Annotated in this window: 10 protein-coding genes; 2 read left to right on the top strand and 8 right to left on the bottom strand. The window is 54.6% G+C overall.

All coding sequences use genetic code 11. The features are described 5' to 3' along the window. Positions 1-189: 189 nt before the first annotated feature. Positions 190-936: a peptidylprolyl isomerase gene (locus F1C16_RS12280; protein WP_185280942.1), complete on the bottom strand. Its 747-nt coding sequence runs from the start codon at positions 934-936 to the stop codon at positions 190-192. A gap of 127 nt (positions 937-1,063) precedes the next feature. Continuing rightward, complete coding sequence (locus F1C16_RS12275; protein ID WP_185280941.1) at positions 1,064-2,287, bottom strand: zinc dependent phospholipase C family protein; 1,224 nt, start codon at positions 2,285-2,287, stop codon at positions 1,064-1,066. Positions 2,288-2,423: 136 nt separating this feature from the next. On the opposite strand from F1C16_RS12275, the gene F1C16_RS12270 reads away from it, so the two are divergent. Beyond that, positions 2,424-3,452: a hypothetical protein gene (locus tag F1C16_RS12270; RefSeq protein WP_185280940.1), complete on the top strand. Its 1,029-nt coding sequence runs from the start codon at positions 2,424-2,426 to the stop codon at positions 3,450-3,452. A gap of 14 nt (positions 3,453-3,466) precedes the next feature. Here the strand turns inward: F1C16_RS12270 and F1C16_RS12265 are convergent, their stop codons facing one another. The 3 genes from F1C16_RS12265 to F1C16_RS12255 all read right to left on the bottom strand — a co-directional run bounded on the left by F1C16_RS12265 (position 3,467) and on the right by F1C16_RS12255 (position 5,975). Further along, positions 3,467-4,096, bottom strand: coding sequence for a hypothetical protein (locus F1C16_RS12265; RefSeq protein WP_185280939.1), 630 nt, complete (start codon positions 4,094-4,096; stop codon positions 3,467-3,469). Positions 4,097-4,306: 210 nt separating this feature from the next. Beyond that, positions 4,307-4,837, bottom strand: coding sequence for a CinA family protein (locus F1C16_RS12260; protein ID WP_185280938.1), 531 nt, complete (start codon positions 4,835-4,837; stop codon positions 4,307-4,309). Between the two features lie 79 nt (positions 4,838-4,916). After that, the gene (locus F1C16_RS12255) at positions 4,917-5,975 is read right to left on the bottom strand and encodes a sodium:calcium antiporter (RefSeq protein ID WP_185280937.1); all 1,059 of its coding nucleotides are present in this window, start codon (positions 5,973-5,975) and stop codon (positions 4,917-4,919) included. Between the two features lie 160 nt (positions 5,976-6,135). On the opposite strand from F1C16_RS12255, the gene F1C16_RS12250 reads away from it, so the two are divergent. Then, positions 6,136-6,393 carry an acyl-CoA-binding protein gene (locus F1C16_RS12250; protein ID WP_185280936.1) on the top strand — a complete coding sequence of 86 codons (258 nt, stop codon included), beginning with the start codon at positions 6,136-6,138 and terminating at the stop codon, positions 6,391-6,393. Positions 6,394-6,560: 167 nt separating this feature from the next. Here F1C16_RS12250 and F1C16_RS12245 read toward each other — a convergent pair whose 3' ends face one another. From F1C16_RS12245 to F1C16_RS12235, 3 genes are all read right to left on the bottom strand, one after another. After that, a complete protein-coding gene (locus F1C16_RS12245) occupies positions 6,561-6,791 on the bottom strand; it encodes a CDGSH iron-sulfur domain-containing protein (protein ID WP_185280935.1) in 231 nt (76 codons plus the stop codon). A gap of 142 nt (positions 6,792-6,933) precedes the next feature. After that, positions 6,934-8,220: a RagB/SusD family nutrient uptake outer membrane protein gene (locus F1C16_RS12240; protein WP_185280934.1), complete on the bottom strand. Its 1,287-nt coding sequence runs from the start codon at positions 8,218-8,220 to the stop codon at positions 6,934-6,936. 105 nt (positions 8,221-8,325) lie between these two features. After that, positions 8,326-11,415 (bottom strand): TonB-dependent receptor, encoded by a 3,090-nt coding sequence (locus F1C16_RS12235; RefSeq protein WP_185280933.1) that lies wholly within the window; start codon positions 11,413-11,415, stop codon positions 8,326-8,328. Positions 11,416-11,490 lie beyond the last annotated feature (75 nt).

The following is an 11,490-nucleotide window of genomic DNA, read 5'->3' as shown; positions in this document are numbered from 1 at the left end:
GACGCGGAAGCATCAGGGCTTTTTTTATGGATGAAGTATGCGGTTCTGTGTTGGCAAAATACTCCTGTCATCCTGAGCTTGCGAAGGACCTTATGCCAGTTGAACGAGTCGTTATTCCGCGTTTCGTTCTTACGTGATAAGGTCCTTCGCAAGCTCAGGATGACAAGAAAAAAGCAAAAGGATACAACCTCAGCCTCCTACCACTTCCATCTTCATATTCACATCCTTCTTCGGCCATTTGTACGCGTCAATCGGCTCGTCGGCAATTTTATCCAGCACGTCCAGACCTTCCACTACCTCCCCAAATACCGTATACTTACCGTCTAGCGAGGGTAGGCCGCCTTCGGTGGCGTAGGTCTGAATTTGGGCCGGGGTAAGCTTACGCCCCGCCAACGCTTTCGACTGGTTCGGGGCCCACTTCTTGCCCTGCACGATGTAAAAATCAATGCCCGACGACAGTTGACCGGGGTTCTGCTCATCGTCGTAGCGGGCCATGGCTAGGGCGCCTTTTTTGTGGAAATGCTCGGGCCGCATTTCGGGGGGTAGGCGGTAGCGGTTGATGGCAATGGTGCGATTAGTAGAACGCCCGCCCTGAATGACCAGTCCTTTCTCTACCCGCTGAAACAGTGTTTCGTTGAACACGCCCTTGCGAATCAGCAGCAGAAAATTGGCTTTGTGAATGGGCGTGTCGTCGTAGAGGCGTAGGCGCATGGTGCCCAGGCGCGTGTGCAGCAATATCTCCGAGCCGGGATGCTCCTGAAGGTAGGGCGTGAGCAGCGCTACCACGTTGCTATCGGCCAGGGCCGTGAGGCTGGGGCCTGGCACGGGGGGCGGCGTAGCAGGCTGCTGGGCGATGGTGGCGGTTTCTGGTTGGTTTTGGTTGCAGGCCGGCAGCAGCCCCAGAAGCAGCGCAGCCAGCAGAAGCGGACGGGTCATAGGAAGGGGAAGTTGTGAAAGGCGAAGTTGTGAAAATAAAAATTGCTGTTCTCACTACGCGGCCAATGGCCTTTCGCGCAGCAAGAACAGCAATTCACAAGTTCACAATTTTACAACTTCACCATTCTTACCAACCGCCGGTGCCCCAGTCGTCGCTGGCTTTCTTGGCTTTAACTTTGGTTTTGGTGGCGGGAGCGGCGGCAGGCTTCACTTTCACCTTCACTTTGTCGGGGGTAGGGGCCGCAGTCTTGGCGGGCGCAGCAGTGGCGGCTGGGGCAGTTTGGGGCTTCTCTTCCAGGTCGGCGGCGGCGGGTGTGCTCATCTCGGTGGCAGCGCCAATCTGATCGGGGCGGGCTACGGCTTTGGGTTTCTCCAGGGCCAGCAGGCGCTGCTGAGGCACTAGCTGGTTGTCTTTCCAAAGTTTCAAATCAGAAGCCAGCCGATCCTTTTCTTCCTTAGTCGGCTCGTGGGCCAACAGCTTATCCAGGTTGGGGCTGCCGGCATCTTTCCAAGCGGTATACCACATAGAGGCCACTAGGGTAGGCGCCTGCTTGAGGCGGTAGGCCACCTGTCCGCCCACAATGTCGTGGTAAGAGTCGGCGAAGGCGTCGGAGTAAGAGCGGCGGGTGGTGCCGTACTTGTGCGAGTAATTGTACTTGGTTTCGGGGGTGTACTTAAGGCTCACCTTTTCCTCCTCGTCGAAGGTAGCACCCAGGAAGCCGTACGACTGCTGCACGGTCAGCCAAATAGCCGCCAGTGGGTCTTTCACGTACTTGGCCTCTTCGCTATTGAGCTTGTACTTGGCAATGTGGCGCTCCGGCAGCTTCGACTCCCACAGGCTATGCAGGCCGGTTTGGTTGGTCATCTGACCATCGTAGTTCTGCGTGGTGTGCAGTGGCACAAAAGCGTCGCCAATGTAGTGACCCAAATCCGACGACAGCTTCAGGATGTTGGTAGTATCACCGTCGCGGAACGCTTGGGTGAGCTGGTCCTTCAGGTCGATAACCGTCCACGGCACGGTGCCGTATTTGCGCAGGGTATCGGCCGAGTACTTGGCCACGGCTTTCTCCCAGGCTTTGGGCATGGCCCCAAACGGGTCGGTGCCGTAGTGGTCCATGTCGATGTAGTGCTTGGGAGCCTCAGTAGGGTCAATGTCGCGGCGCTCATCGGGAGCGGTGGAGAGCGTTACCAGGCGCGGCAGAAAGTGGTAGTAAAACGGCTGCATGGCTTTGGGCAGCGCGTATACCGAAATCTGAGCAATGGTGCGGTGACCCATAAAGCCCCAGCCCGGCGACAGGGTAGGCAGCAGCACCAACGCGGCAAGCAGCAGTGGAGTCAGGAGTTTTTTCATCTTTGAGAACAGAACAACACGTGGTGGAAGTACCGCGAAGTTCGAAATTAAATACCTGAGCCTGACCACCGGAGCCCTAGTTTTTCCGCCGATTCCTGCCCTAGTCCTATTTTTTTCGCTTACCCATCCTCATCCCGTGGAAATTTCTAAAAAGAAAAAGAGCTACCCGCTCGGTTCGGCCCTGCGCCACTACCTGCGCCAGTACGACCGCGCCACGGACCTGCCCATTTCCTACCTCGACCTGTTGCGCGTGAGCAACGCCTACCCCCTGCTTGACCGCCAGGGCCGCGACACGCTCTGGGAAACCGTGTACTACGAGCCCAGCGAGCTACAGGAGCTAACCCGCGGCCTGACGGAAATATACGCCCTGCTCAAAACCGACGGCGACCTGTCGTTTACTGAGCACCTGCTGGCCGACCGCATCGACTACTGCCGTTTCGGTAACAGCAACCCGTTTCGGGTGCGCGTGGTCAACCAGCTCAACGACAACTACGACTATTTCTACGTGAAGCGCGCCGACGCCTCCCGCGTGTACGGCCTGGAACTGGAGCATCTGCTCTCACCCAATAGCATGAACTATCTGGTACAAGGTGAAACGCTGATTGAGGAGCACATTGTGGGCATTCCCGGCGACGACTTCATTCGCACGCGGCTACGCACGCCCCAACTCAACCAAGTGCGGATTGCCAAAGAATTCGTGAAGTTCAACGAACGGTGCTTTGCTCGCCTGCTGGGCGATATGCGCGCCTACAACTACGTGATTGACGTGACGCCTGACTTCGAAGACGAGCAATACCGCGTGCGCGCCATCGACTTCGATCAGCAAAGCTATGAGGGTAGGAAAACCATGTACCTGCCGCAATTTTTCAAAGACAACCGCCCCGTGGTGGAGCTGTGCAGCCGCTGGCTGGAGCCCGATACCGTGCGCCAATACCAGGCTGAGGAACGCACCCTCATGGCCCGGCGCGTGCGCTCGGAGCGCTACCGCCTCCGCGACCTGATGGACTGCATGCGCCGCGCCGAGCTATCGACCCCCGACAAAATCGCGCAGCTAAAACAGGACCTCAACGCCCACCACGATACCACGCAGTTCAGCCGCTGCCGCACCATGGGCGACGTGGTGCGGCTGAACCTGAAAATTATGCTGGTGCGCCCGCAACGGTAGGCGTATCGGCCGGGCTACCTACCCAGGCCGATAACCAGTGCGAGTGAAATCTCAATACCCCCTGGGCCAAAGCTGTTGGCCCAGTTACGCAGCATGGGCGATGGGGTAGGGTAGCTGGTGCTATAGACTATTGGGTCATTGCTCAGGCGGGCACCGTAGCCTAGTGTGCCCATAAGGCCTACGTGGCCCGGCTGCCAGCGCAGCCCAGAGCGTAGGTGCAGTAGGGCATTCGGACGAATGCTGTATTCGGTGTGCTCCCCATTCACGTCCAGCTCAATATTGTCGATGCGGCCCGAGCGGACCAGATTGGCACCGAAGAAGGGAGAGAACTTGCGCTCGGGGGAGAGGTAGTAGCGAGTGCCAACTCCAATTTTGCCCCCGCTGATGCCCACTCCTAGGCCCACATTCACATCCCAGTTCGGCTGGAGTAGGTGGCTGTATTCCAGGCCCCAGCCGTAAGGCGTGCCCCAGCCCAACACCACGCTCAGAGAGGATGTCCGATACGTGCTTTCCAAAGCGTACTCCTGTGGCTTGGCTGGTAATTGCGCTTCCGGAGCAATAGGTAGTTGTTGGGTTTGGCCGTAGGATGCTACGGAGCAAAGAGATACCAAGCCACCGATAGCGGCGATAGTAACTAATTTCATAAAAAGTGCTAATAAAAAACCTAGCGGTAGATTGTAAAACACTTCAATACTATGGAAAATACAGATAGATAAATAGCTGTCTGTGAATGGATAGAAAAAATAAGCTGATTAACCTATTTTAATATAAGAGGTTCGCTAAAATGTGCAAAAAACAGGCTGCCACTACATCGAGCAACAGCCTGTAAGCAATAATGCAGTGTATAGGAAGCGCTACTTAGCCAAAGCCGTCTGTTTGGATGGATCGGCCTGGTAGAGCTTGAGAAGCTCCAGTAACTTTTCGTAGACTAGCGTGGCGGCTTGCTGGCGCAGCTGCTCGCCGTCGGTACCAGGAAATTCCTCCCGGTACTCGTGCGCGCGTCCCTCCAGCAGAATCGTCACGAAAACGGTACCGACGGGCTTGTCGGGGCTTTCGGAGGCGCCGGGGCCACACAGACCTGTTACGGCTACGCATACCTCGGCTGGTAGCTTGCGGTGCAGGCCCTGAGCCATTTCGTTGGTGGTCTGCTGGCTTTCAGCCGAGTATGTCGTTAGCGTGCTTTTCTTGACTCCCAGCAGCTTCTGCTTGGCTTCTGCATGATACGTGACGACAGATCCTAGTAGTACTTCGCTCACACCTTGCACAGGTGCCAGCTGAGCGGCCACTAAACCGCACGTACAGCTTTCAGCCAGCGCTAGTGTCAGTTTGTGTTGCAGACACAGTTTAACCAGTGTTTCCAGATCTGGTTCCTTTGATTTTTTCATAACGTAAGCGATTGGCAGGACTAAATGGGCCTTTAGTTGATACGACCTGCCTCGTTGCTGGTTATGGAGGAGCTACGGCTCACTGCTTGATAAAAAGCAGGCCCAGCATTCCTAGCACATACAACACGAGCACCGCCCACGAGTCGAGCCCCAGACGCCCTACCTGCCGCCGCGAGCGAAACACCAGCCCCACGGCGTACACGCTGCTTAGCAAAATGCCTAGCCCGGTGAGGTACAGATCGGAGGCCTTCGCCTGCGGCAGCACCGCTTTGCCGGATACCAGCGCGGCCAGCAAAAATAACACGGGCAAAAAGGCATTGCCCCCAAAGATGTCGCTCACCACCAGCTCCGGCTTGCCCAGTTGCAGCGCCGCCAGCCCGGTCGATACTTCGGGTAGGGAAGTGGCCGCGGCCAGCACTGTAGCGCCAAAAAGCAAACCCGTCATGCCCAGCTGGTCGGCCAGCTGCTCGCCGCTGACTTCCAGCACCCAGCCGGCCAGCAACGTAGCCAGAGCCGCCGCGCTAAATACCAGCGCTACGCGCTTGGTGCTACTATTAGTGAAGGGCTTCTGCTTTTGTTGCGTAGTGTCCGGAGTTTTGGGGTGGCCAGTGGCAGCGGCTGGGGCGTGAGCCAGCCAGGGTAGGCCGTGCTCAGCCTTGCCAACAAGAAAAACACCGCCCATCCACAGCAGCACCAGCACCACCTCGGCCGGCGACACGCGCCCGCCTAGCAAGCCTGCCGGTAGCTGCGTCCCCAGCACTACCGTCGTGAGTACTGCCACCACCAGCAACGCTTCCAATACGGGTTTCAGGGTGTGCACGCGGTACGTAAGCGGCTTGTCGTGGCCCTGGCCGAAGGCATCTAGTGCCACCAGTACCAGCGTTTGCACGGCTATGCCACCTAGTAGATTGCCTACGGCCAGGGCTAATTGCCCACGCAGGGCTGCACTCACGGTAATCACAAGCTCCGGAAGGTTGGTCACAATGGCTAGTAGCAGCAGGCCGCCTAGCGCGTCGCCCAGCTTCAGGCGCTGCGACAGTACATCGGTGGTATCGGAAAGGTAGGTGCCGGCCTGCCATACCACTATGGCAGCAACGGCAAAAAGCGCTACCAGTAGCGCGGGCGAGAGGTGGGACATGAGATAAGCAGCATTTTAACGATGATGGCGATAGTACGTAGTCTAGCTCAACCGGTATACTACCCACGCAGAAAGGCGGGAAAGAATGCTGCATGCAGCATTCTTTCCCGCCTTTCTGTAACTTGCCCGCATTGTCTACTTCTTTATCAAATCAGTTTCTATGACCACGCAGGAAGAATTTGAAGCCGCTGCCCAACGCGCCCAGCAACTCCCCAGCAAGCCCTCCAACACGGTGCTGCTCCAGCTCTATGCACTCTACAAACAAGCCACCGAAGGCGACGTAACAGGCACCCGCCCCGGTGGCTTCGATTTCAAAGCCATTGCCAAATACGACGCCTGGGCCGGCCTCAGCGGCAAAAGCAAAGAGTCGGCCCGCCAGGAATACGTGACGCTGGTCGACTCTTTGATGGCGAGTTAGGAAGTGGTAAGTGGTGAATAGAAAAATACGTTTGTCATCCTGAGCGCAGCGAAGGACCTTCTCACGCGTGAACGATATTCGTAACAACGACTTGTTCTCATGTGAAAAGGTCCTTCGCTGCGCTCAGGATGACAAACGTATTTTTCTATTCACCACTCACCATCTCACTAGTTCACTGGTTTAGGAGCGGGAAGGTCGAAGGCTTTAGCGTCGTGCTCGAAGTGACCTTTGTGGGAGCCGTCGCAGAAGGGTTTCTGGGCCGACAGGCCGCAACGGCAGATGCTGATTCGCTCGCGGCCGCCTAGGCCGTAGGGGTTGCCTTGCGCGTCTACCAGCTCGAAATCGTTGCCCTCTACGCGCAACGAGCCATTGTTGAGAACCGTAAGTTTGGTTGCCATCTTTGAAAACAGGTTTGGTGAACCGTAAAGGTAGGCAGCAATTTTGGTGACGGGCATAGTCAACTTTGTTGATACGCTATATAAAAAACGGCCGCCCACTAATTGGGTAGCCGTTTTTTAACAGACAGTAAAGTAAGTCAGATTAATATCCAGGGTTCTGCGTCATGTTGGGGTTGTTTTGAAGCTCGCGTAGCGGAATCGGAAACAACAGCTTATTCGCATCCGTGATACCTAGCGTACTTTGTGCCGTGCCGGTACGAATCAAATCAAACCAACGGTGTCCTTCCAGCGCTAACTCTACGCGCCGTTCCTGGGCAACGGCCGTTAGTAATGCCGTAGAGGTGGCAGCCGTGCTGGCTGGTAAACCAGCACGTGTCCGAACCTGATTTAAGTGTCCAAGTGAAGCTGCTAGTGCCGCCGGTGTGCCGATGCGTGCTTTGGCCTCGGCTGCAATTAGTAATACCTCAGCGTAGCGGATGTAGCGAAAATTATCGTCGCCGGATACTTGGTAATATTTGAACTGATTGCCAGCTGGAATAGCCACGCCAGTAGCGGTAGTAGCCGTTCCGTTGGAAATAGTAGCGTTGCGGCGGGTATCACCCGTTTCGAAAGCAGCAGCTAGGGTGGAGCCCAGCGTAATGGCTTCGCCACGACCCCCACCTACGGGCAGCAGATAAAAGGCTAGGAAACTACGCTGCCCAACGGCTTCCATTTGAACTTCCCAAATGGATTCAGCCGAATTTTCAGTCGTCCAGACGTTGCGATAGTTGGTCAGCAGTTGGAAGCGGCCACTAGCTATTACTTCGTCAGCCAGGGAGGCAGCGCTAGCCCAATCTTGGCTGTACAATGCCAAACGAGCTTTAAGGGCTTTGGCAGCCCACTTGGTGCCACGGCCCACACTAACGTCGGGTAGGGCAGCCTCCGCTGCGTCCAGATCTTGTTTGATCTGATCGTACACCGCCGTCTTAGGCGAACGGGCTATATTCAGTACCTCACCAGTGGTAGTAGTCGGTGTCAAGATAATGGCCACATCACCCCAGTAACGGGTCAGATCGAAGTAGCAGGCCGCCCGCACAAAACGGGCTTGTGCTACGATAATTGCCTTATTAGCATCAGAAATAGACGCAATGCCAGGCGTGTAGGCAATAACGTTGTTGGCCCGATTGATAGCCACGTAGATAGCGGCGTACATGTTCGTATTGTCTACATTCGACGGAATGATAGAGCGATTCTTAATTTCCGACCAAGTCGGAAATGAGCCGTTCCAGAGCAAATTATCCGCCGCCATATCAGAGAAGACTGGATAGCTGTTGCCCAGATAATTAGTGCTAGTAAGGGCGCCAAACGTACCAACTAGGGCAGCATTGGCACCAGCTTCATCTGTAAACACCTGTTCGGCTGTGAGAGAGTTTTGAGGCTCAGGGTACAAGAAATCTGAGCAGCTGCTGCTGCCTATACTCAGTAGACCGAGTAGGACCAGGGTAAAAGCTTTAGAGCGAATATTCATTGGTAGGGAAGACAAAAGAAGGAAGAATTACAGGCCAATGTTGAGACCCACTTGATATACCCGCGCCTGCGGGAAAGTCAGGAAATCGGTGCCCGGCGACGTGTTTGAGGTCGTGAACGTGCTTACCTCGGGGTCCAAGCCTTTGTATTTAGTGAAGGTGAGCAGGTTTTGCCCAGCCACATAAATGCGAATATTTTGCACGTGTGCAGCCGTCACCAACGATTTGGGCAGGTTGTAGCCCAACGTAGCTGTTTTCAGGCGCAGGTATGATCCATCTTCCAACCACCGGTCGGATACTCGGCGGTTGATATTGGGGTCACCGAAAGCAGCCCGCGGAATGTCCGTATCTGTATTGGTCGGCGTCCAGCGGTCGAGCACTGCCGATGACTGCCCAAACACGCTGTTCATGCCCTCTGTGAAGGCGCGGGTGTTATTATAGATGTCGTTGCCGTAGGAATACTGAAAGAAGATGCCCAGATCAATGCCTTTGTACGAGAGCTGGTTACTGAAGCCCCCGAAGAACTTCGGCTGGGCACGTCCGATAATCTTCTGATCAGCGGCTGTAATGACGTTATCGCCGCTTAGATCCTTAAAGCGAATATCACCAGCGGCCGTATTCTGTTGTTGGAAGTAGCTCGATTGACCATTTGTGGCTGCTCTAGCTGCTTCGTTATCGGCTGCTACTTCGGCTGCTGTCTGGTAGATACGATCTACTTCATAGCCGTAGAACGAGCCCAAAGATTCGCCTACCCGCAAGAGGCTGGCGAAACCGGCTGCCTGATCCGCATTGTTATTGGGCAGCTTGGTAATCCGATTCCGGATAAAGGAAATATTGAAATTTGAGTTCCAGGAGAAGTCCTGCGTTTGCACATTTTGACTCGTGATGTCCAACTCAATCCCTTTATTCCACATCGAGCCGATGTTAGTCGTTACGGTGCTGAAGCCCGATGTGAGAGGTAATGGGCTATCTAATAGCAAGGCGTCAGAGTTACGCTTAAAAACATTGGCCGAAAGAAGGATGCGGTTTTTCAGCACGCCCACATCCAAGCCAATATTCGTCTCAGACGACTTCTCCCAGGTCAAACTCTGGTCGCCTATCTGAATAGGAGCTAAACCAGCCACATTATTGTAGTTGGCCAAGTTGCCGGTGCCTACACCAAAAAGGGTAAGGGAGGAATAGTTGCCAATGTTAAAGTTGCCTGTTTTGCCCCAACCACCGCGCAACTTCAGCTCGCTGATAACCGGATTATCTACTAGGAAAGCTTCTTGGCTAATGCGCCAGCTGCCCGATACGGCCGGGAAAACACCGTATTTGTTATTGCGGCCGAAGCGCGAAGAACCATCCGTGCGAATAGTACCCGTCAGGATGTACTTGTTCTGAAAGTCATAATTGAGACGGCCAAAATAAGAAAGTAGCGTCCACTCAGACGCATCCGAGTTGGTTGTGACCTTGGTGGCACCCGCTGTGAGCTGTTGTAGCTTGTTGGTGGCGAATCCGGTAGCCGTTTCGGCTAGGCCCTGTTGCGATGATTTTTGCGCACTTTGTCCTAGAAGAGCCGTTAGGTGATGATCCTCAAAGTTGTGGCTATAGGTAACGGTGTTTTCATTCAGCCACGTGATGTCGTAGCGAGAATTGATCTGAGCTTGGCCACTGGTAGAGGCACCCGCCAGTAACGTGCTCGGGATGAAGCGGCGCTCAAGTAGGTTGAGGTAGTCGCCCCCTACAGAGCTGCGGATGATCAGGTTGCGTACAGGCTCTACCTCCGCGTACACGTTGCCGATACCGCGGGTCTGGTTGGAAATGAAGGTAGGCACCAAGGCCGACGCCACCGGATTCTCTACCGTTGAGTTGAATGGATCGCGGGCATACGTGCCATCTGCGTTTCTTATCGGTGTTTGCGACCCCAGCAGCAATGACCCGCTCAGCACTCCGTAAATATTATTGTCATTGTTGATTCGGTTGCTGTTCGAGCGACTAACAGTCAAGTTGGCCCCGATTTTCACATGATCCGAAAGGCGATGATCGAGGTTAATGCGCCCACTGCCGCGTTTGTACGCTGAACCAATGATAATACCCTTCTGATCAAAATAGGTACCCGATACCAAGAATGTAGTTTTGGCATCGCCACCCGAAGCAGTTAGCGTATAGCTTTGAATGGCAGCCTTACGGAAAATCTCATCCTGCCAATCCGTGTTAGCTGTCGAAAACAAACCTTGTGCTGCGGTAGGATTGGCCGCTACGTAACGCGGCGCCAAGCCCACATTAGTACGGGCTTCGTTAATCAATTCCTGCGACTCTTGTCCCGTGAGCACCCCCAGCTTTTTGCGGGTTTCCTGTACGCCACCATATACATCGAGCGTAACGCGAGTGCGTCCAGACTTGCCATGCTTAGTCGTAATTAAGACTACTCCGTTGGCTGCCCGCGACCCATAAATAGCCGCAGCCGAAGCATCTTTCAGAATCTCCATCGACGCAATGTCGTTGGGGTTAATATCAGCCAGGGCATTCGTTACCTGGTTGCCTACCCCGATGTCTGAGTAGCTGCCCGTATTAATAGGTACCCCGTCTACTACATACAATGGGGTAGCACTGGCCGAAATAGAGTTAGTGCCACGAATACGTACGGATACCGCCCCGCCCGGCGTACCGGAGCTGGAGGTTACCTGTACGCCTGAGGCACGGCCTTGCAAGGCTTGATCTAAGCCGGCTACAGGCTGATTTTCAAATTCTTTCGCCGATACGGTGGCTACGGCGCCAGTGAGCAATTCTTTGCTTTGGCTACCATAACCTACTACCACTACTTCTTCCAGCGCTTTAGTGTCGGGGGCTAGCGTGAAGGTAAATGAGGTAGAGGTGCCAATAACCTGATCAGCTGGCAAATAGCCGACGGAGCTAACGCGTAAGGTCCCGCTGGTATTAGATACCGTTAGGGTAAAGCCGCCTTCAGCGTCGGTGGAGACGCCATTGGTAGTACCAACTACTAATACAGTAGCTCCTGGAATGCCTTGTCGAGTCGCTTGGTCAAGCACGCGGCCCGTAAGTGAACGTGTTTGCGCTACTACCTGCTGTAATAGGCTAACAGTGAGCAATAGGCTCACGAGTAGAGTTTTTCTCACAATGAAAAGGTGTGATATAATGAGTGCATGCTGCAAACCACATTGTTTGCGAAACGCAATAAAAGATTGGAATTT

This window comes from Hymenobacter sp. NBH84, from assembly GCF_014217645.1.
Classification (GTDB): Bacteria; Bacteroidota; Bacteroidia; order Cytophagales; family Hymenobacteraceae; genus Hymenobacter; species Hymenobacter profundi.
This window is presented reverse-complemented; position numbering and strand designations above follow the sequence as displayed.